The 21,214-nt window shown below is 38.3% G+C and carries 16 protein-coding genes, 1 pseudogene and 1 CRISPR repeat array; of the genes and pseudogenes, 5 read left to right on the plus strand and 12 right to left on the minus strand.

Annotated features, from left to right (window positions below):
• Positions 1–61 precede the first annotated feature (61 nt).
• Positions 62–970 carry a DUF4234 domain-containing protein gene (locus tag DWY31_RS03855; RefSeq protein WP_243060380.1) on the plus strand — a complete coding sequence of 303 codons (909 nt, stop codon included), beginning with the start codon at positions 62–64 and terminating at the stop codon, positions 968–970.
• On the opposite strand, the gene DWY31_RS03860 is transcribed toward DWY31_RS03855, so the two are convergent.
• From DWY31_RS03860 to DWY31_RS03870, 3 genes are all read right to left on the minus strand, one after another.
• Positions 922–1,206 carry an Ig-like domain-containing protein gene (locus DWY31_RS03860; RefSeq protein WP_243060381.1) on the minus strand — a complete coding sequence of 95 codons (285 nt, stop codon included), beginning with the start codon at positions 1,204–1,206 and terminating at the stop codon, positions 922–924. The genes DWY31_RS03855 and DWY31_RS03860 overlap by 49 nt on opposite strands.
• Before the next feature lie 161 nt (positions 1,207–1,367).
• Positions 1,368–4,127 (minus strand): translation factor GTPase family protein, encoded by a 2,760-nt coding sequence (locus DWY31_RS03865; protein WP_118519579.1) that lies wholly within the window; start codon positions 4,125–4,127, stop codon positions 1,368–1,370.
• A 31-nt stretch (positions 4,128–4,158) separates the two neighbouring features.
• Entirely contained in the window at positions 4,159–4,833 is a 675-nt protein-coding gene (locus tag DWY31_RS03870) for a YkgJ family cysteine cluster protein (RefSeq protein WP_118519580.1), read from the minus strand.
• Positions 4,834–5,217: 384 nt separating this feature from the next.
• Here DWY31_RS03870 and DWY31_RS03875 point away from each other — a divergent pair, with 384 nt between their 5' ends.
• The 3 genes from DWY31_RS03875 to DWY31_RS03885 all read left to right on the plus strand — a co-directional run bounded on the left by DWY31_RS03875 (position 5,218) and on the right by DWY31_RS03885 (position 9,096).
• Entirely contained in the window at positions 5,218–5,643 is a 426-nt protein-coding gene (locus DWY31_RS03875) for an Hsp20/alpha crystallin family protein (RefSeq protein ID WP_021861216.1), read from the plus strand.
• A gap of 97 nt (positions 5,644–5,740) precedes the next feature.
• A complete protein-coding gene (locus DWY31_RS03880) occupies positions 5,741–6,202 on the plus strand; it encodes an Hsp20/alpha crystallin family protein (RefSeq protein ID WP_199671914.1) in 462 nt (153 codons plus the stop codon).
• A 230-nt stretch (positions 6,203–6,432) separates the two neighbouring features.
• The gene (locus tag DWY31_RS03885) at positions 6,433–9,096 is read left to right on the plus strand and encodes a rhodanese-like domain-containing protein (RefSeq protein ID WP_118519581.1); all 2,664 of its coding nucleotides are present in this window, start codon (positions 6,433–6,435) and stop codon (positions 9,094–9,096) included.
• A 99-nt stretch (positions 9,097–9,195) separates the two neighbouring features.
• On the opposite strand, the gene DWY31_RS03890 is transcribed toward DWY31_RS03885, so the two are convergent.
• From DWY31_RS03890 to DWY31_RS03930, 9 genes are all read right to left on the minus strand, one after another.
• Positions 9,196–9,606 (minus strand): peptide deformylase, encoded by a 411-nt coding sequence (locus DWY31_RS03890; RefSeq protein WP_118519582.1) that lies wholly within the window; start codon positions 9,604–9,606, stop codon positions 9,196–9,198.
• A gap of 93 nt (positions 9,607–9,699) precedes the next feature.
• Positions 9,700–10,032 (minus strand): divalent cation tolerance protein CutA, encoded by a 333-nt coding sequence (cutA, locus tag DWY31_RS03895; protein WP_021861221.1) that lies wholly within the window; start codon positions 10,030–10,032, stop codon positions 9,700–9,702.
• Positions 10,033–10,201: 169 nt separating this feature from the next.
• Positions 10,202–10,723 carry a GNAT family N-acetyltransferase gene (locus DWY31_RS03900; protein WP_118519583.1) on the minus strand — a complete coding sequence of 174 codons (522 nt, stop codon included), beginning with the start codon at positions 10,721–10,723 and terminating at the stop codon, positions 10,202–10,204.
• Positions 10,724–10,770: 47 nt separating this feature from the next.
• Positions 10,771–12,090, minus strand: coding sequence for a glycerate kinase type-2 family protein (locus DWY31_RS03905; RefSeq protein WP_118519584.1), 1,320 nt, complete (start codon positions 12,088–12,090; stop codon positions 10,771–10,773).
• 534 nt (positions 12,091–12,624) lie between these two features.
• Positions 12,625–13,580: direct repeats of the CRISPR family, unit length 36 nt; unit sequence GTTTCAGTACCATACGTTTTTACATCATTCTCAAAC.
• Positions 13,581–13,636: 56 nt separating this feature from the next.
• Positions 13,637–14,308, minus strand: a complete 672-nt coding sequence (gene csn2 / locus DWY31_RS03910; RefSeq protein ID WP_118519585.1) for a type II-A CRISPR-associated protein Csn2 — start codon at positions 14,306–14,308, stop codon at positions 13,637–13,639.
• Positions 14,305–14,610, minus strand: coding sequence for a CRISPR-associated endonuclease Cas2 (gene cas2 / locus DWY31_RS03915; RefSeq protein ID WP_118519586.1), 306 nt, complete (start codon positions 14,608–14,610; stop codon positions 14,305–14,307). The genes csn2 and cas2 overlap by 4 nt, the downstream gene beginning before the upstream one ends.
• 4 nt (positions 14,611–14,614) lie before the next feature.
• Positions 14,615–15,487 (minus strand): type II CRISPR-associated endonuclease Cas1, encoded by an 873-nt coding sequence (cas1, locus tag DWY31_RS03920; protein ID WP_118519587.1) that lies wholly within the window; start codon positions 15,485–15,487, stop codon positions 14,615–14,617.
• Positions 15,484–19,509 carry a type II CRISPR RNA-guided endonuclease Cas9 gene (cas9, locus tag DWY31_RS03925; RefSeq protein ID WP_118519588.1) on the minus strand — a complete coding sequence of 1,342 codons (4,026 nt, stop codon included), beginning with the start codon at positions 19,507–19,509 and terminating at the stop codon, positions 15,484–15,486. The genes cas1 and cas9 overlap by 4 nt, the downstream gene beginning before the upstream one ends.
• Positions 19,510–19,865: 356 nt before the next feature.
• A complete protein-coding gene (locus DWY31_RS03930) occupies positions 19,866–20,750 on the minus strand; it encodes a hypothetical protein (RefSeq protein ID WP_118519589.1) in 885 nt (294 codons plus the stop codon).
• 302 nt (positions 20,751–21,052) lie between these two features.
• Between DWY31_RS03930 and DWY31_RS14445 the strand changes: the two are divergent.
• Positions 21,053–21,157: pseudogene (locus DWY31_RS14445) on the plus strand (substrate-binding domain-containing protein); the annotation flags it as partial.
• Positions 21,158–21,214: the final 57 nt, after the last annotated feature.

The raw sequence follows: 21,214 nt of genomic DNA on the forward strand, positions 1-21,214 counted from the left end.
TTAAAGGAATCCGGTTTTAACCGGATTCCCTTTCATTCACAGAACATAAGGAGGAATTTCCATGAAATTTTGTGGAAAATGCGGCGCCCCTTGCGACGACGCATACAAACACTGCCCAGAGTGTGGGGCACCACTCTCTGATAGCGAGACAAATGCAGATCTTAACGATCACACAACAGATTCTACCAATAATGCTGAGCAGACTGACACTGGCAATAGCAATCATATGCATGAAAATCCGTTTATGACAGCTTACACTGCGCCGGAGGATACTTCTGCTGACTCCCCATCTGACACCAATACAAGCGAGAATTCTGAGGAAACTTCTTCAAATGCAGCTACTGAAAACGTAACTTCTCATTCTGACGAACATGCAAGCGAGAATACCTACACATACAGTTACTCAGATACTTCCAGTCAGACTGATAATACAACCGAAAATGAGAATGCGTACAGCTACACTCATTCTGCCAACGAAAAAGAGACAACTTTTGATAATAACGGCTATACCAATAATTACAATACCGATAATAATTACAATACCAACAATAATTATACGGGAAATAATGCATATAATGCCAACAATACTTATGGAAATACCGGTTATAATAACAATTTTCAGCAAAATTCTGTTATCACGCCACGAAACATTCCGCTTTGTGTAATCTTATCGATCGTAACGTGTGGAATTTACGGTATTTACTGGATGATCAAACTAAATGACGAGATCAATGCTCTTGCCGGTGAACCATATGCGACATCCGGCGGCATGGTATTTCTCTTATCCATTGTCACTTGTAACATTTATAACTTATACTGGATGTATAAAATGGGTGAGCGCACGGATCGTATTAACAGGATTCAGGGAAATTCCAACATTTTGTATCTGGTCATCGGGATTTTGGGATTTGGCATTGTCAACTACTGCCTGATGCAGGATGCGATCAATAAACAAGTCAGAGGTATGTAATTTGGTGATATTTTATCGCGGTGATATGGTAATGTCTTAAAAAGGGGACGGGGATTTTCTAGAAAATCCCCGTCCCCTTTTTTTATCGTCACACTTGCTTTCTTACTGGTTCCATCCAGTGCCTGCGCAGTGATCTTCACTTTCTTACCTTTACCGGCTCTCTTTGCTACAACTTTTCCTTTGCTGTTCACAGTTGCGTATTTTGTATTACAGCTGCTCCATTTCAAAGTTCTCATACCCTGATCTTCCTCCTTTTTCATGTAGCTTTTGCCTGTAACATAATTTGATATTATCTTCAAAAGATGCTATCCGAATTGTTCCGTTCTTCGTACTCACATAATTTTCCCATCATATTTTCAGTATAGCATAGGAAAATCCTCTTCATCTACTGATTTCTCTACCACTTCTCAATTTCTTCGTCACTCAGTCTTAATTTCTCCATTCGTTTGACAAGTTCCTCATCCATGTGGTCAAAAAGATAATTTTTCCCACCATGATGACGCTCGATATATTCTTCCCGCAGCTCTTTTTTCATAATCTCGACTTCTTCATAAAACTCTCTGGAAGAAATCAGATTTGCACCCTGACCAACAGTGACAACCTGCTCGATTCCATCGGAAGTCACTACCGTTACACGGTATTTTTTCGCCACTTCATGAACAACTTTTTCGATATACTGATCTGCGGTCTCCGCTTCCTTCGTAAATACAACATGAATGTTGTGGTATTTCTGGATTTCCAGATACGGACCTTCCACTCTGTATGCATCAAACACAAGGATCACTGTGCATTTTTTATATCCCTGATAATTGCATAGAATATCCATCAATCGGTCTCTCGCCGCTTCAATGCTGTCTTTAGCCAGCTCTTTCAGCTCGTCCCACGCAAAAATGACATTATAACCATCTACAAGCAAATATTCCGGTAAATGCTCCTGCGATTTTTTCTTTTTCACCGGTGTAGCAACCGTTCTTGTAGTATCCGATAATTTCCGCTCAATTTTTCCATACGTGCGAATGAAAATCTCTTCCAGTTCTTTCTCTTCTTCCCAGCTTCCATAACCGGCGCCCGGAGCCGTCTTCCCGACAAAATTGCTTCTTCTGCATGTATTGGAATATTTCTCACCTGCCCTTGGATTCTGATTCCCGGCAGTTTTCAATTCTTTCTCTGCCCTCTTTGCTTCTTCTGCCTGTCTCTCGGCAGCCTCTATCCGTGCAAGCTGGCTTTCTATATGCATATGCTCCGGCACTTCATCCCACGGCACATAATAGCCTGCTCCGTGCGAACAGAATACGGAACCTGTCGGATTTTCCATATCACGCTCCGCATCATAGCCAATTGCCTCTATAACTTCTTCTGCATTGTGACAAGGATGGTATCCGGAAAATACGCAAGCAAACCTTCCTTCTCCATGAGAATAAGCTGCAACTTCTCTCTGATAATCGCGCATGGTTGCCACCGGTGCCAGCCCTTTGATCCGTGTCCGATCGCCTTCCTGCTGCGGCGCCTCTGCCTCTGCTGCCAGCCTCTGCATATCATTCAGCGCTCTTCCTGTTACTGAAGCCGGAATCTCAAGTTCAAATGCATAATAAGGTTCCAACAGCACACTGTCCGCCTGCATCAGTCCCTGCCGGATCGCGCGATAAGTAGACTGACGGAAATCACCGCCTTCCGTGTGCTTTAAATGTGCTTTTCCTGCCGCCAGCGTGATTTTCATATCTGTGATTGGCGCTCCAGTAAGGACGCCTCTGTGCTCTCTTTCTTCCAGATGTGTGAAAATAAGTCTCTGCCAGTTTCTGTCCAGATCATCCTCACTGCAGATCGTATCAAATGTAAGACCACTTCCTGACTCGCCCGGTTCCATGATCAGATGCACTTCTGCATAATGGCGCAGTGGCTCATAATGTCCGACGCCTTCTACGCGGTTCGTAATTGTCTCTTTATATACAATATTGCCTTCCCCAAATGTTACATCCACGCCAAAGCGTTCTAAGATCAGCTCATGCAGAATCTGGATCTGCACTTCTCCCATCAGACATACGTGAATCTCCGACAGTTCTTCTTTCCATACAACACGAAGCAGGGGATCTTCCTCTTCTAACTGGCGCAGATTCCGGAGCATTTCCGATACATCGCATCCTTCCGGCAATAACACCTGATAAGTCAGTACCGGTTCCAGCACCGGCTCTACATTCTCCGCTTCCACTCCGAGACCTTCTCCCGGCTTTGTCATACTAAGGCCTGTCACTGCACAAATTGTTCCAGCCGAAACTTCCGGAACTGCCTCAAACTTATCCCCTGAATAAATGCGGATCTGGTTCACCTTCTCTTCCCAGTGTTCACCATCTTCCGGATGATTTTCCAGAATTTCTTTGACTTTCAGTTTCCCGGATGTCACTTTCATATGTGTCAGACGATTTCCTTTATCATCTCTTGAAATCTTGTACACACGCGCGCCAAAATCTGCCGGTTCATCTGCATTCGTTTCCATATACTCTGCCAGCCCGTCCAGCAATTGCTGTACACCTTCGACTTTAAGCGCAGATCCAAAATAACACGGAAATACCTTTCTTTCCATGATCAGTCCAGCAATTGTCTCTTCCGTAAGTTTCTCTGCCTCCAGGTATTCTTCCAGCGCCCGGTCATCTCCCATTGCTGCATTTTCATAGAAAGAAGTATCTTTCTCTACATCAAATGCCATAATCTGGTCGTCCAGTCCATTTTTCAGTTCTTCCAGCAGGTGTTTCCTGTCTGTTCCTTCCTGATCCATCTTATTTACAAATAAAAATACCGGTACATTGTAGCGTTTCAGGAGGCTCCAGAGTGTCCTTGTATGTCCCTGGATTCCGTCTGCTCCGTTGATCACAAGAATCGCATAATCGAGGACCTGCAAAGTACGCTCCATCTCCGCTGAAAAATCCACATGTCCCGGTGTATCCAGCAAAGTTACCTGCCACGGATCAAGCGGAAATACCGCCTGTTTGGAAAATATCGTAATTCCTCTGCTCCGCTCCAGTTCATGCGTATCCAGAAATGCATCTTTATGATCCACTCTTCCCAACGTTCTTAATTTGCCACTCAAATACAAAATACTTTCCGAAAGTGTTGTCTTTCCCGCATCAACATGCGCCAGTATTCCGATTGTAATATTTCTCATATTTCCTACACCTGTTTCTTCACTTTCTGTATTATAAATCCAGCTTCATCCGCACTAGTTCTCTACGTTTTTCATATTCACTGTAAAATGCATCCCCAGCGGCAAGTTCTGCCTGATATGGTGTCTGATAGAATGTCCGCAAAATGAAAATCTGCAAAATCTTTGCTTCTTCAGCACTCAAATCTGCAAGCGCCGTCTCACAGTTTTTCAAAAATGCATGCCAGGAAGTAATATAGTTCTCATATGCTTTGAGATTTGCAATGCCAAGCCATTTTTTCACCTTAATCTTCGTTCGGTCCTGCTTCTGACATTCATGGATCTGCAGAAAATACTTAAATCCATCTTCTTCATAAAATCGTCCAAGCGGAAATAACCGGCAGATTCCCGGACGGAATGCATGAATCTTGCATCTGCCAGCTTCATTTAAGAATGGACAGCCTAACGTCCCGTCATCCATGTCAAGATGCGGCAGGATCATGCCATCCACAACTCCGAGCGCGATCTTTCCTTTCATTAATTCTTCAAATGTCTCACCCAGCCCGGCACTCATCTGCCAGACATCATAAGGATCCAGCACAATAGAATCACCCATACCACGGCAGCACGCAGAACAGCCTTTGCAGTCCTGACAATCTGCTTTTACCATGTCATTTGCCGTATATAAATTACCATCCGAGATTTCTTTCATATCTATGTTTCTTATCATTTTCTTATCCCCTATATGTTTTCGCTTTCTTTTGTCTGTCTGGAATCTTACGTTTTACATTATATCTGTGTAATAGAACATGAAAGCATTGTACTTCTTATAGGATAAACGATTGTAAGACTAAATGCCACCCCTTGTTTTACTTTGCAGAAAAATATGCCACATAATAGAAGTTTGTTTTTCAGTTAATAAAAAAATTCCAGAAATTAGCACTCACCCCTTGACAGTGCTAATAATAGATGTTATAGTACAGTTAGAACAAAGGAAGAGAGATAAAAAGAAAGGGTCTTGATTCCAGATGTTCCTATGAGACAACAACACATCGGATTCTCCGACAGTGCTTAATTATATTTTATGAATGTCTTTTGAAAGGAGATATGACTTATGATGTTACCTAGTATTTTTGGAGAGAACTTATTGGACGATTTCTTTGATGATGATTGGAATGCATGGGGTTATAGTGACACAAGCCTTATGAACACAGATGTTAAGGAAAACGAAAAGGATTACGAACTGACGATGAGTATGCCGGGCGTACAGAAAGATAATGTAAAGGCTGAACTGAATGATGGTTATCTGACAATCAGCGCAAGCACAGATACAAACAACGATGAGAAAGATAAAGATGGACATTATATCCGTCGTGAACGTTACAGCGGTTCTTGCCAGAGAAGTTTCTATGTTGGCAAAGATGTCACAGAAGATGATATTAAGGCAAGTTTCGAAGATGGCACTTTGAAGATGACCATTCCGAAAAAAGAAGCTAAACCTGCTGTGGAAAGCAAAAAACAGATTGCCATCGAAGGATAATCTTATAATTAAACTTATAGTCGACAAGTTGCTCATAGCCGGAGTGAAAAGCTCCGGTAGCACATAATATAGATAGAGATTCAAGGAGGAATGACTTATGATGATGCCTAGTATTTTTAATGATAATTTATTTGATGATTTTTTCAGATTCCCATTTTATAATGACAAAGATGAACATCGTATGGAGAAGAAACTTTACGGACACAGAGCTCACAACTTAATGAAGACCGATATCCGCGAGAGAAAAGGCAGTTATGTTCTCGATATTGACCTTCCTGGATTTAAGAAAGATGAGCTTACCATTGAGTTAAACGATGGTTATTTGACGATTAGTGCCGCAAAAGGACTGGAGAAGGATAAGAAAGAAAAAGAAACCGGACATTATATCCGTCGTGAACGTTATGCCGGTTCCTGCCAGAGAAGTTTCTATGTTGGCAAGGATGTAACTGAAGAAGATATTAAAGCAAGCTTCAAACATGGCATTTTGAAACTGACCATTCTGAAAAAAGAAGCCAAACCTGCCGTAGAAAATAAGAAACAGATTGCTATTGAAGGATAATGTCAAATTCTTGCTTTTTCTTCTATTTAAGCTAATAAATAATTTATTTAGCAAATGGCCTAAATCCCACGATTTTACTGGAATTTAGGCTATTTTTCATCTTATAGATATTATCTATTATTTAGTAGTTTTATTGATATTATCAATTTGCTTATATTAATATAAGAAACTATACTTAAGTAGATACAAAGTGTCCGTTTTTAACGGTAAGACAAGGAGGGGTTGTTATTATGAAAACAACAATCAAAAAAATCTCCCTGTTTATGCTCTCACTTGCTGTAGTTCTTACTATGGCAGCTTCTACAGGCATGAACAGTGAGGCGGCTTCGAAAAAGCCAACAAAGATTACCCTCAAAGCTACTTCTAAAACAGTAGATATCAAGGGTAAAGTGAAGGTTTCTGTTAAATCTGTAAAACCTTCTAAAGCAAGCAAATCTGTAACCTACAAATCTAGCAACAAGAAAATTGCTACTGTATCTTCTAAAGGCACTGTTACCGGTAAGAAAAAAGGTACTGTAAAGATCACTGCTACTTCCAAGAAGAACAAGAAAGTAAAATCTACAATCAAGATCAAAGTAAAAGATCTGAAAGCTTCTTCTGTTAAACTGAACACTACTTCCAAAACAGTAGCTTCCGGAAAAACAACAACTTTAAAAGCTACTGTAAAAGGAGCTACAGGATTCTACAACCAGGGTGTTACATGGAAATCAAGCAACACAAAAGTTGCTACTGTATCTTCCAAAGGTGTTGTAAAAGGTATCGCAGCAGGACAGGCTACTATTACAGCTACTGAAAAGGGTGGAAGCAAGAAAGCTACATGCCTTATTACTGTAACTGAGCCGGTGAAAGTTGACAAAGACGCCAGAACTGTTACTTTAAAAGGTATCTTAAATGCTTCTGCATTTAAAAAACCAACTATGCATTATCTCGTGACTGCTAATCTTGGAGCTTCTGGGGGAAATCCTATTTTTACAGGTCTGAATGACCGCATCGACCTCGCTAACGCACTGGATTCACTTGGTGCAACAGCATGGAATACAAATTCAAAAACTGTATTAGATAACGGTGAGTCTATCGCTTCTGTAAAAGATAAGAAAGGCACTAACACTAATTACTCAAAATTAAACGTATCTGTATCCTGGGCAGGACATGATGCTGTAGCAATGCAGGATACTATTAAAAATGCTGACAAGTCAGCGTATACCGGAACAATTGTATACGCGAACAGCGGTGCTGTTCAGAAAGCTATCCCATCCGGATGTGAAATCTGTACATCAAGCTGTTATGCAGGTATCTGTGCAAGTGAAGATGTTGCAATGGGTGGAACTACGATTGGAAACTCCGCTAACCTTCCGAAAGCAGGTACTGTTGTAACAATTACAATCGCTGTTGATGGAAACAAAGCTCCATACAACTATGTTTCAAAAGAAGACTTAAAAGCTGATATCGACGGAAAACAGGAATACAAAATCTTAGATGTACGTCAGGCTGCTAAATATGCTGAATCTCATATCGCCGGTGCTGTTTCTGCTGACGTTGACGGTGCTGTATCAGGTACTGATGTGGCATCTGCTACAAAAAATATTGAAGCTGCAATCAAAAATGATCCTGCAGGCACAAAATATGCAGTTGTATGCAATTCCGGAAGCCGCTATGCACAGGCAGCTACTGAGATTATGATCAAAGCTGGTATTAGCAACAAAAATATTTTCACATTAACAGGTGGAATGAAAAAAGATGCCGGTGGATGGGATTATGACAATTACTGTGTTAAATCTTACAAGTCCACAGGTGGATTTGATTTTGTAAATGGCATGAAATCTGCTCAGTTAGAAGCAAATTTAAATGCAGGCAATACTCCTTTCGTAGTATTTGACCTCCGCGATGTAAATGCTTATGCTGCAGGACATATTTTACAGGCTGTTTCTACACCGCTTCGTGATACAACCGGTGCTGACCTGTCTAACGAGCAGTCTAAAGCAAACCTTCAGGCTGCTGTAACAGCTAACCCGAATAAATTCTATGTTGTAGAATGCTATTCTGGTAACAAATATGCAAACAAAGCTGTCAATTACTTAAAAGAAATCGGTGTAAGTGAGAACAGAATCATTGTTCTCGAAGGTGGAGCTGCCGGATGGACAGGATTCCAGACATCCAGCGTGAAGATTTCTGCTGCCGACTTAAAAGCTGACATCGACAGTACACAGTCTTACAAATTGATCGATGCACGTAAAGCTGCTGATTACGCAAAAAGCCACATCGTTGGTGCTGTTTCCGCTGATATGGACTGTGTTGTAAACGGAACTGACGAAGCTACAGCACTTGCAAATGCAAAAGCTGCAATCACAGGTGATTCTGCTGATCAGAAATATGCAATCATCTGCTACTCTGGTAACAGATATGCGCAGAAAGCTACAGAGATGCTGATCAAGAATGGTGTTGACCGTGCAAATATCGTTACTCTGTCAGGTGGAATGAAAGGCTGGACAGAAGCAAACTACCTTGTTAAATCTTATACTTCTACAAAAGGTAAATTCTTCAAACATGGTATGACTGTTGCACAGTTAAAAGCAAACCTTGATGCCGGTAATACTCCATTCGTAGTATTTGACCTTCGTGATGCTGTTGCTTATAATACAAGCCACATCGATGGTGCAATCTCTACACCACTTCGTGAGAGTATTGACGGAAAAGTAACAGATCTGTCAGATGATACATGCAAGGCAAACCTTGACGCAGCTGTTAAAGCTAACCCGAACAAATTCTATGTTGTTGAATGCTACTCAGGTAATAATTATGCTGAAAAAGCAGTAAACTATCTGAAAGAACTCGGTGTAAGCGAAGATAAAGTAATCGTCCTTGAAGGCGGCGCTGCTGCATGGAATGCACAGTAATAAGCAGTATCATTAAATAATTGAATTATTTTTATCAGATAATTGAATCCGGTAAATTCACGAAACGATCCTGTCTCCGGGCAGGATCGTTTTTCTCGACTAAATCAATATCCCGTCACAGTGGTCTATTTCATGCTGAATGATCTGTGCGATCCAGCCAGAATATTTCTGCTTTTGTTTCTTCATATTTATATCCTGATATTCCACTTCTATTTCCTGATATCTTGTGCAGCTTCTCACTCCAGGCAGCGAAAGACATCCCTCCTCTGTGTCATATCTCCCTGATTTTTTTATGATTTTCGGATTGAACATCGCCACATTCATAAATCCCATATTCACTGCAATTATCCGTTTCTTCTCACCGAGCATATTTGCAGCCATGCCAACACAGCCTTCTTCGTGTGCTTTTAAAGTATCCAGCAGATCGACTGCGATCTGTCTGTCCTTTTCTGTTGCCGGCTCTGATTTCTGACTCAAAAACACCGGATCATGCATTATCATTCGTACCATTTTTTATTCCCCGCTTTCTTAAAATTCCTCTGTAACGCTTCCATACATATTCTGATTATAATCGCTTTTATAATGTTGAAAACAAAACATTTTTTATAAAAAGCTCGTCTTCCAGATTGGAATTGCGTTGATGACTGGTTCTTCATACGGATGCACTTCCTTGATTGCCTGAATCGTCCGCTCCGCCGCTTCTGCATAGATTGTCACTTCTACTTTTGCCTCCGGCTCGCTGCTTATTTTCCCATTCTCGCCAATATACGGATCACATCCATCTAACGGTCTCCAATATCCCGTCACCTGACTTACTGACATGCAGGAATCATAATTCCCAATATGTCCGGCGTCCACTTTCTGTAACGCTTTTTGTAGTTCCAATATTTTCGTTTCCGGAATAAAAATCTCTAATTTGCAATATTTAAATTCCATAATTTTTTACCTGCTTTCCTGATTTTATTTATCACTAAATCTAAATAAAACCATAATATAAATTATTTTATGATCTGCCTATATTATTTCAAATTTCAATCCATTTCCCCGTGAATGTATTTTCCATCCTAAACCCCCGGCAAAATTTTTGCTATTTTCAAAAAATCTATTATTTTTCCAAAACTACACTCATCTCGTGCCACTCTTCGCCGCCCCAGACAGAGTCAGATATGCCACGGTCAATAAAGCCAAATTTTTCATACATCTCTACTTTCGCATCCAGGCAGGTAAGAATAATCTCGCTGCGCCCTTTCGCCTGTTCTCTCTGCAAATACACGGCAACCAGTTCTCTTGCAAGTCCTTGTCTACGGTATTCCGGCAAAACATCCAGTCCCAGCAGCATAATATTTTTCCCGTTCGGGTTATGTAAACCGGCGTCAGTAAAAAATTCATCCCGAAGTTTTGGCTCGTCTGTCGCAAGTCCGTTCAAAAATCCGGCAATCTTTCCATTTCCCTTATCTACTGCAACGAGAAATAGTTCCGAAATATCCCTGACTCTGTCACACATGTTTTTCTCAGAGCAGGCTTCATTTGGTGGAAAACAGATTCGTTCAATCTCTGCTGCCTGTTCCGCTTCTCCTTGTTCTATATTCCGAAATTCAAATCTTTCATAAAGTGCTTTTTTATCCATTGTTTTCCTTTCCTTCTTTTATTCATTATATAATTACACTGGCAATGTTAAATATTTCTTTCTTCTATAAGCAAAACTGTAACATCATTTACATTCGTTCCGGTCGGACCTGTTTTTATCAGTCCATCACATTTCTCCAAAGTTGCGTACGCATTATTATTACGAAGCTCGTGGTAAATATCTGTCTTATGTTTTCGCAACATTTCGCAAGTCTTTCCATCCACATAACCGCCTGCGGCATCCGTCGGACCATCAGTTCCGTCACTTCCAATGCTGAAAAGTGCTACGCCTTCCATTCCATCTAAACCGATTGCCGCCGACAGCGCCAGCTCCTGATTGCGCCCACCTTTTCCGGTACCATGTAAATGTACAACCGTTTCACCGCCTGCAATAAATGCAAGCTTATTTGTATTCTTCTGCTGTTCATTTTGCTGCATATTCTGCGGAATATCTCCACACCTATTTCCTTGCATATTACAACAGTGTGTTTTCGCAATCGATGCGAGAAACGCCCCTGCTTCTTTCGCTTCGCAGTCCAGCCGGTCTGTTAAAATGACCGTCTCATAGCCCAGTTCCTCACAAGCCTCTTTTGCAGCTGTGCAAAGCGCACTCACACTTCCACTAATGACCGTCTCGACATTGTGCAATTCTTTCGGCGTTTCCTTTTTCAGCAGCTCCTTTATGGAATCCTTCAGCTTTAATCCATACCTGTCCGCAATCTCCAGTGTTTCCTCACAGGTACTCTGATCCGCACATGCCGGACCGGATGCAATCATATCCAGCGGATCGCCGATAATATCACTGAGCACAATCGAAAATATCTTCGCCGGTGCGACATGCTGAGCAAATCGACCGCCTTTTACCGCCGACAGGCGTTTCCGTATCGTATTCATTTCTTTAATATTTGCGCCACTGGCAAGAAGCTGCTTTGTAACATCTTCCAACTCTTTGCCGGATACAAGCGGCTTCTCAAATAATGCCGATCCACCACCGGAAATCAAAAATAATACTACATCCTCCGGACTCAGCCCTGCCGTCATGTCAAGTATCTTCTGCGTTCCTTCAAACGAATTCTCATCCGGAACCGGATGTCCTGCTTCCAGGCATTCTACGTGCTGGATTTCTCCCTTTACATGGTCATATTTTGTCAGAACGATTCCGCCATCCAGCCGATCATTCAATATTTCTACTGCCGCCTGCGCCATCTGCCATGCAGCTTTCCCGATTGCAACAAGATATAGTTTTCCACTATCATCCACAACCGAACGGAATCTATCCCCGGTCAGAACAGCTTTTACCGCCTCATCCGGGAGAACGCTGTGGAGTGCATAACGGATAATGTAATCGGATTGTTGTCTAAGTGTCATAATATTGGCTCCTCTATCCTTGCTTTCTCTTAAATATTTTTCTATATTAAATTCGTTAATGCTCTTCAATTCATGGCTCAAAACTAACACCTCATATATTATCTTTAATTTAAATTTGTTTTTACAAATTTTGCCTCTCCAATATTATACAGGAAATTATTTATAATTAATATATTAATAGAAAAACGTTTTTCGTTTATGTTTCTTTGATAGTTATAGCATAGCAAAATATGTATACGATAAAGCGACTTTTGTAAGCTTTAAAACAAATAAAGACAGCAAAAAACTTGCCGCCTTTAACCTTTTACATCATTCTCAAATATAAATAGATTACATTGATTTTAGTTTCCATATACATTAACTTTACAATCTTTCTCAAACACCCACGCACCCAAATTGGGTGCACTTGTATATTTAATGCCGTATTCTTTTACATCATTCTCAAACTTAATGGGGAGGATCTTAATATATGCTATAGTTTATATATTTTTACATCAATTTCAAGTTCCTTTTTTTATAACCGATTACTTATTAGTTTTAGTACCATACATTTTTACATCATTTTCAAACACCAGTGGATATTGTAACTGTCGAATCTGTGTTTCAGTACCATACATTTTCACATCATTCTCAAACATGCCGGAACGTATTGTATCGGCTGAAGAGTTTCAGTACCATACGTTTTTACATCATTCTCAAACATGGTGATGACTTTGCGCTGATGGATATCGGTTTCAGTACCATACGTTTTTACATCATTCTCAAACAGTGTCTGTCCGTTTACTTCATGGTTTGCGTTTCAGTACCATACGTTTTTACATCATTCTCAAACCCTTCTCCCGAAAGCCGCCCGGCTTTCATTGTTTCAGTACCATACGTTTTTACATCATTCTCAAACATAAAGCTCCCCGTCTTTTTATGCGTGATTGTTTCAGTACCATACGTTTTTACATCATTCTCAAACCCTGTACCCTTTTCAGTAGCACGCTCCATAGTTTCAGTACCATACGTTTTTACATCATTCTCAAACCTGATGCCGGAAGAACCGAACATGAATGATGTTTCAGTACCATACGTTTTTACATCATTCTCAAACCTGTGAAGTTTTATCCATCCCTCGTGTTCAGTTTCAGTACCATACGTTTTTACATCATTCTCAAACCGGTTGGGAACATGGAACAAAAGAAATAAGTTTCAGTACCATACGTTTTTACATCATTCTCAAACTACTGGGAAATTCTCTCACAAGACAGAGAGTTTCAGTACCATACGTTTTTACATCATTCTCAAACAAATACATCGTACTCTAATGTTAAAGTTGTGTTTCAGTACCATACGTTTTTACATCATTCTCAAACCATTTGTATTTTCCTTTCTATGTAGTTTTTGTTTCAGTACCATACGTTTTTACATCATTCTCAAACGTTGAGTAATTTTTCTCTCTTTTGCATAGTGTTTCAGTACCATACGTTTTTACATCATTCTCAAACCTCAAATTCAAAAATGAACCGCCATCATTTGCGCAAAACAAGGTACTCAAACACATTTAATAGATTTCACATTGATCTCTATCTATAATATACCTTAATCCCCCTTCCATGCAATCTTTTACATAATTTTCCACAAATATCAGCTTTACTTCCTGATGAATTGCTTCTTGGATAAGTTTTTGCATTTGCAAATCTGACAAATAGCTTCGGAGATTTACAAATACAAAGATCTTATACTTCATGACTACCGTTGCAACTTTAATATAACGAATCAGTTTTTCAAAATAATCTTCCTCTATTATTTCATGCTGTACCCGTAATGCTTTAAATATTGCCATCCAGTCAACATCTTCTGTAAATGTAAGTATATAATCTGTTTCCTGTTCTAATTCTAAAATATATTTTTGTATACTTTGTGCTATCTCTTGCGTTTTTACATACAATTTTTCAGAATAGGCAACTTGTTGCATTTCCTCATATAATTTATTCACTATCTTTTTACTATTGATATCTATGCTGAAAATATCAAATACAATATCCATATTTTTTGATATTCCCAGTTCTTTATCAGCATCTGATAGTACATATCTTCCATCGATTCCGTCACATTGATTCTTCAGTTCATATACAAATGTTGCGAAGCTTTCTGCTGCCTCAATTATCCATTCTGTATAATCAACAGTATCATCAATGATTGCTCTGCTTAATTCCGGATGAACTAATTTCACAAAACCACTAACCTTTCATCGGTATCTAAAACCTCACTCTTTAAATCTCCAACAACAATATCCATCTTCGCATATTGCTTTTCTGTAACTGTAAGAAGCTGAATCAACCCTTCCTCTGGTTTATTCTTATGTACATTATCTACAATTGTATTAACTGCAGTTCCATTTAATGCTAATTTACAGTACACCGATTCCTGTAGCATCAGAAAGCCACTTTTAAGTAAAAATTTTCGGAATCTGGTATACGCTCTTCTATTCTCTGCCGTTAATACCGGCAGGTCAAAAAATACTAGTACCCTCATAAACCTATAGCTCAAACCTGTAAAACCGAACCAGCGAACTATCATCATCATTCAAAGCATCAAACACACTTTTACAATAAATCTTTATTGCATTATTTACATACTGTATTCTTCCATCCATTGAAACTTCTTGATTCAAAACGTTAACCAGTTGCATCTTCTCATCATGCTCAAAGCTGTCCAATTTCATCTGTTTCACTTCACGGTCGATTAAAACACGAAATGGCTCCATCAAATCAGATGCTAAATTAAATTGATTAAACATATTATCATGAAATAAGCCCAACTGTGTAATATATCCATTGGCAGCTATTTCTCTTGTAAATGTTGATAAGATAATAGAATATCCGTAATTTAACGCAGCATTAATATTATTATCTTCTGTTCTTGTAAAGTCCAGTCCGAATAAGACGTTAAAATAAACTTTGGCAGCATGTCCTTCTCTGTTAGTTGTATCATTCCAGACTATTTCCTTTAAATAAGATGATAAAAGCTCCGCTTCTTCCTTTCCCATTATTTCTAATAATTCTTTTTGTTTCCGGATCTTTTCTGTTACTATTTCCGTCCAGACTGCCTCCTTTGTATTCTTTCTCCAGGCAATCTGTTTTCGAATTTTATTGCTTGTATCATGACTACCATAATAACTGATTAATTCTGACGAAGGATTCTTCTTCTCATCACAGAAGATCACTTTGATTTTTCTTCTCGTCAATTCTGCCAATAAACTGGTAGTCAATGATACAGCTGTTGATTCTATTAGAATTGTTGATATTTCACTTAATACTACTTTTGTTACTTCTTCACTTCGTACAACCATGTATCCCAATTGCAGATCCAGTTTTGCCCGTTTAGAAATAACAATTATACGCCAGCTCATAGTTTTAATAAATCAATCTCTTTTTTATATATTCCAGTTACAGATTGATTTATAATGGAAATTTGTTTACACTTCATAATATTATTATTCATAACTAAAATTCCCGCACTTGCCGGCCCTCCAATTAATTTCAAATTTGCTGCTGCACTCTGACACTGGAATAAATGTAATATTTCTGATAATACAGTACATTTATCTTCCAGATTCAGATTTTCAAACTTCCCTTTATTGTCTATTAGGGTTGACGCCTGCAATCCAAGTCTGATTTTGTAAATTGTATTCTGCAATTTACTCACAAATACATCATACAAATGTGTAAGTTCTACTTCGTTTATACCATCAAAAGCAGTAAGCTCCACATTTTTATTTTCCATTTTCCGGTTTGTAAATTTTATGACCTTTTTCAGTATTTTAGTTTCTTCATCTGATAATATTAATTCATTTGCGCCTTTAAAAATTAATCGATTTCCTGTTCTTCCGGACAACCACATATAAAATCCATCTACTTTAAATAAAGTATCAATTTTGATCTTATTAATCAGAATAACCGGCTTTGACAATTTCCGTTCTTTCATAATCTCACGCAAATATTCCAGTGCATTTTCTTTACTCCGTTCTATATAATCTTTTTTATGAATCGGAACAAATTCTATCGTCCTTTGTTCATTTCCTTTTGCATCTGTAGATTTGACAAACATGAAATATGCACCAGCCGCCTTATTATAGCCACCATATTTATTAATGTCGTGCAACCGCTCATCACTTGTTTTAACCGGAACCTGTCCTTTCCCTTTCTTCATAATCTGCTGGTCAAACAGTCCACCCTTTACTTCATAAGATCTTCTGGTTACAAGAATATTATTTTTATTCATTACATTTCGAACAGTTTTTATCGTTCCCTTATCTCCTGCTTTCCATGCTACTTTTCCATTTCTGGAAATATCATGGATAAACATTTTCTCTAAATTATATGATCTGCCCGGATTTTCTTTTATAAACCAAACCGCATTTTTGGTAAATTTCGTATAATATGCATTTCCTACTACAATATTTAAATATGCATCTTTTGCATGATGCAAATCGTTCATATCACGCACTTTAACAAAATCGTAATCCTGTCGGAATTTAGATACACTTCTGGCTTTCACATACACAATTTCTGAATCCGGCATAGCTTTTTTTAATAGATCTGCGACAACTTTTGTACTCTGTCTTGTTTCAACAATCTGTCTCTCAATAAACCCAGCCAGTTCATCCAGAGTAAGTTCTGTTTTTCTGACTAAACGTTCATATTTTTCTTTTGTAATAAAATTACCTTCTAACAAAGATTTCCAAAAGCCTCCCCTTTCTTTCTGTATTGTATATGATATCGGATACCGATCACCTTTATCTTCATTACATTTTTGATGCACAAGCACACGATTATTAAGGCTATCATCCATTGTTTTAGATTGCGGATATATATGATCAATATTACATTTATAATTGTCCCAAAGGTCCTGTATTTCAATTGGTTTATTACAATACATACACTGACACTTTTGCGTATAATATAAATATAACTTATCACTCCTAAACTGATGTTCTTCATGCTTTTCTAATTTCTCATATATTTCTTTTTCTTCCTCTTTACACACTTTATAAAGATCTATCAGCTGTTTTTTTCTGGACTCCGTCCGTTTACTCTCCTGCGATTCCCTTGCCATTTCAACAAAGATTCTCTCCGGCTCTTTTCCCATTACTTTCTTTATTTCTTTTATCACTTGTAACGTCTGCCATATCTGACGTTTTACTGCCGGAGATACATATTGTTCCTCTACAGTTTTATACGACAATGTTGGATTATTTTGTTCCTCATTATACTCTTTGATTTGATCACTGAATTGATACTTCTTCCCTAATAACTGACTCAGGTTTTCATTTGTTTCCCATAATGCAGTTATAAGATTCCATACTTCGCCTGTTTCCGGCGCTGGTATGGTTATCTCCTCTAAAAATTTTTTTGAAAATCTTCCCCAGCCATGATAAGACAAAGCTGCTATGCTGCTTTTCTGTTTATCTGTCAGCTTTGGAAATAGTTTCCCTAATCTTTGTTTTAATAGCTTTTTATCATCTCCAAATAATACAATATTCTGTATTATCTCTTCCTTTTCACTTTGTTTTAAATCTATTCCGCTTAATTTTTCTTTAAAATCATGGTAAGCCGTCAGCGATGCTTTAAAATCTCCATCAATTCCAGTAATATCAACATCTCTTTCTGCAATTCCTTCCCTAAGCAGAAAGTTCTTTAAATCTTTTTGACGTACTTTTCTTCTTTTACAGAATACACCTTCATAGATTTTTTGCTTTAATTCTACTGATATTTCTTTTCCATCCAAGCGAACATTATTCAATTCATTCAATACCCTGTATTTACTATACAGTAATGAATCTTTCGGAAGTACATCCTCGCCAATCAAATATGTACACTTATTAGTCATTCTTTTTATAAACTTTTCTGCACTTGCCTCAACATCTATGATATCCGTAAAATTCCACGGATAAATTTTATCTTCACTCTTTCTTACAGCCCAGGTATACTTCTGTTCATTTTCTTCTTTTACTTTATTTAACGGTCCGACATAATATGGAATTCTGAAAGTAAATAGCTGTATTAATTTCTCTTTATTTTCAGCAATCACCGGGATACGAGCACTAAGGTTATCCAAAATCTTCTGTAATTCATACTTATGAATCTGGTATGGCAATACTCCATTATCTTTTGTAACCTGTCTCGGCAAAAATTGATCCGTCTCTATTTCATTTTTCAAATATGTCTTTTCTTCACTCTCTGGCAGTTTTTCCACAATTGTTTTATTCAGATATTTCAAAAAGTCTTCCCGACTGCATTGCTTCCCTCCCAATGCAGTCTTTTTACCATTCACTTTCGTCATTCCAATGTAGGCTGGATAATTGGCAAGTTTGGCATCTGACACAACAAATATTTTCTTATAAATATCTTTAGAAAAATTTTCTCTTACCACTTCCTTTAATAAGCGAAGGTCTGCTTTATGTTTTTCATATACTTTAATCTTTGCTTCGGAAATAGAAGTGCATCTATCCAGAATATCTGTTAATACAGACCAATCATAGACAGCTTTTGCCGATGCAATAATATAAAACTGTTCTCCAAGTTCTGCCTCTACAGAATCTATATACTCATCGTATCCATTGTCAGCAAATGAGATCTTAGGTCGTTCATTTTCATCCAACTCTTCATTTGCAAAAATGTCACTCAATTTAGCTGTTCCACCAGTCAGAAGAGTAATCACCGCCTTTTCGCACTTTGTCCTGGCACCAAGTTCTTTTACCAGTCTGCTTTTCTTTGTTGATTTTAATATATTCTTATTACTTAAAACTTCCTCAATATACGATATTTTCTCTTCTGTTATTTCTAAATCAAAGTCCAGTTCTTCATCCTTAACATTCTGGATAAATGTTTCAAATGTATTTTTAAACTCTTTAACCTGCTCTATGTCTCCCGATAACAAGAAATGTCCCCTGTGTTTCATCATATGATGCAGTGCCAGATAAACCAATCGAACATCTGGTACTTCTTTTGTCTCCATCAGCCATTTTCTCAAATGGTAAATCGTTGGAAACTTTCTATGATAATCTTTATCTGTGAACTCAAGATCAACAAATAATGCATATGGAAGCTCTGGACACTCCCCGTTTATATCCCTTTTATCTTCCGGATAATACTTACTTTCTTTCATTCTCAGAAAAAATCCCGGATCAACCTTGCTGATTTCTTCTGCAAATAACTCTTGCAATATGCTAATTCTCCATCCCCGTCTATCCAATCTTCTTCTGCCTGCCCTGTGCATACGCCTTTCTTCTGCTGTCTTAGCACCTTCAAATAGACGCACTCCCCATAATGCTTTCCCATGTCTTCTTAAAACATGGTATTCTTCATCTGTAACACTCCACCCGCAAGAACTAGTACCCATGTCCAGACCTAAATAGTAATTACCATCCATTGTTTTCCTCCTTTTGCTTTATTAATTGTTTATTTTATATTGACTTTATTTCCAATACTCTCTATACTAAAGACAAGTTTAGTACCATATTAGACTTTACATCATAAGTTCAAATAAGAATTTATTCAAATCGTCACTTTGATGTGACCCACAGTGTGTGGATGAGCTTGCTATGCAAGCTCTTTTTTATTTATCAATAGCAGAACGGAGAGTAAAAACTGCTATAACTGCTGTTTTTACTCTCCGTTAGTTCTGTTCAAATAGCAAATTTGTTTTCATAAATAGATTATATTATATATTTCTTTTTTATGCAAGCACTTTATTTATTAAAAACTTATCACAAAATAATAATTCCCCTACCTGTTCTTCTCCTCCCAGTAATCATATGCATCATCATACCCATTGTCGTAATCTCCATCTCCAAATTCTTCTGCCCACTCATCAGCAAAATCGTCTGGATCATCATAATCATACACGTCATACGGATCATATTTTTTCTTCTTTTGTGTGTTCTTAGAACTCGTCGTATCATTATCGCTGTCAGACGTGTCTTTCGAATCAGATTCTCTCATGAGTCTTCCTCCAGCTTTTATAACGGGACCGCCGCTCGCGTCACTGTCATCTTCATCATTCTCATCTGCATCGTCATAATCATCTTCTTCTGCCTCATTTGCATACAACTGCTGTCTCTTTGAATCTGTCAAAATGTACTCATCGTCTCCCTCTTTCGTAAGAATATACCATCCGGCTTTCGTCTTTATGTCCATCTTATCAGAGACGTTCGTATACACAACCACATTCCTGTCGTTTTTGTAGTTAAGAAACTTTCGCTCTACCTGGGATGTTTGCAGTATATCATATGCCGGCTTCATATAATTACAGACTTCTTTATAGCTTTTGTTTTCATTATAAATTTCATCCAACTTCACACATGTAAACTCAACACTGTATGAAAATGGATAATCACCATATTCATCATACTCCGGCGTCGATCCCGAATATTTGTCATACTGATACGAAACCTCCACACCTTCCAGTCCGGCTTTTTCAAGTGTCTTCTGCAGCTTCTCTGTATAAGATGACATATATTGTTCTGCCATCTGCTCTCTTGTATGCTGCTCCTGCTGCGCTTTCTTTTCCTGCCACTGGCTGTAATATCCGGAAAATACATACACTCCCCAAAGAAATAACACTGCAAAAATACTTGCACCAATCAATTTTATTATCTGTTTCTCATTCATAATATTTTCCTCAACGCTTTCCTTTTATCCTTCTACATATTCCAAATAATCGTCCTCACTTGCGAATAACATATAACTTCCGTCTACATATCCCATATATCCCTGTGCTGTTGTATAACCTTTCATATTTGCCACTCTCCTTGCTACTGTGACCGGCTCCCCGGCATGTCGTGTTTCTTTGATAGCTATAGAATAGCAAAAGAGGTGTACAATAAAAGCACCTACTGGTTTATTTAACCTGCCTAGTTATAATCAACCAGTCCTTTCAAATTAATGTAAACGCTCAACAGCGAGTACATTGATATCAGGTTCCTGATGATGTCAGCATTATCGGATTTGATGATCTGCCAATCGCTGCTTATACATCACCTCCACTGACTACAATCAGACAAGATCGTATTGAACTGTATATTCCATTTAAGTAGTGCATCTTTTCCAGAAATTCAGAGCACCTAAATCCGATA

This window comes from Dorea sp. AF24-7LB (genome assembly GCF_003478575.1).
In the GTDB taxonomy this organism is placed as follows: domain Bacteria; phylum Bacillota; class Clostridia; order Lachnospirales; family Lachnospiraceae; genus Dorea_D; species Dorea_D hominis.

What these genes read in the sequence shown, in the direction of transcription:
- DWY31_RS03855 (WP_243060380.1), top strand. Translation starts at nt 62, where the DNA reads ATGAAATTTTGTGGAAAATGCGGCGCCCCTTGCGACGACGCATACAAA.
- DWY31_RS03860 (WP_243060381.1), bottom strand. Translation starts at nt 1,206, where the DNA reads ATGAGAACTTTGAAATGGAGCAGCTGTAATACAAAATACGCAACTGTG.
- DWY31_RS03865 (WP_118519579.1), bottom strand. Translation starts at nt 4,127, where the DNA reads ATGAGAAATATTACAATCGGAATACTGGCGCATGTTGATGCGGGAAAG.
- DWY31_RS03870 (WP_118519580.1), bottom strand. Translation starts at nt 4,833, where the DNA reads ATGATAAGAAACATAGATATGAAAGAAATCTCGGATGGTAATTTATAT.
- DWY31_RS03875 (WP_021861216.1), top strand. Translation starts at nt 5,218, where the DNA reads ATGATGTTACCTAGTATTTTTGGAGAGAACTTATTGGACGATTTCTTT.
- DWY31_RS03880 (WP_199671914.1), top strand. Translation starts at nt 5,741, where the DNA reads ATGATGATGCCTAGTATTTTTAATGATAATTTATTTGATGATTTTTTC.
- DWY31_RS03885 (WP_118519581.1), top strand. Translation starts at nt 6,433, where the DNA reads ATGAAAACAACAATCAAAAAAATCTCCCTGTTTATGCTCTCACTTGCT.
- DWY31_RS03890 (WP_118519582.1), bottom strand. Translation starts at nt 9,606, where the DNA reads ATGGTACGAATGATAATGCATGATCCGGTGTTTTTGAGTCAGAAATCA.
- cutA (WP_021861221.1), bottom strand. Translation starts at nt 10,032, where the DNA reads ATGGAATTTAAATATTGCAAATTAGAGATTTTTATTCCGGAAACGAAA.
- DWY31_RS03900 (WP_118519583.1), bottom strand. Translation starts at nt 10,723, where the DNA reads ATGGATAAAAAAGCACTTTATGAAAGATTTGAATTTCGGAATATAGAA.
- DWY31_RS03905 (WP_118519584.1), bottom strand. Translation starts at nt 12,090, where the DNA reads ATGACACTTAGACAACAATCCGATTACATTATCCGTTATGCACTCCAC.
- cas2 (WP_118519586.1), bottom strand. Translation starts at nt 14,610, where the DNA reads ATGAGGGTACTAGTATTTTTTGACCTGCCGGTATTAACGGCAGAGAAT.
- cas1 (WP_118519587.1), bottom strand. Translation starts at nt 15,487, where the DNA reads ATGAGCTGGCGTATAATTGTTATTTCTAAACGGGCAAAACTGGATCTG.
- cas9 (WP_118519588.1), bottom strand. Translation starts at nt 19,509, where the DNA reads ATGGATGGTAATTACTATTTAGGTCTGGACATGGGTACTAGTTCTTGC.
- DWY31_RS03930 (WP_118519589.1), bottom strand. Translation starts at nt 20,750, where the DNA reads ATGAATGAGAAACAGATAATAAAATTGATTGGTGCAAGTATTTTTGCA.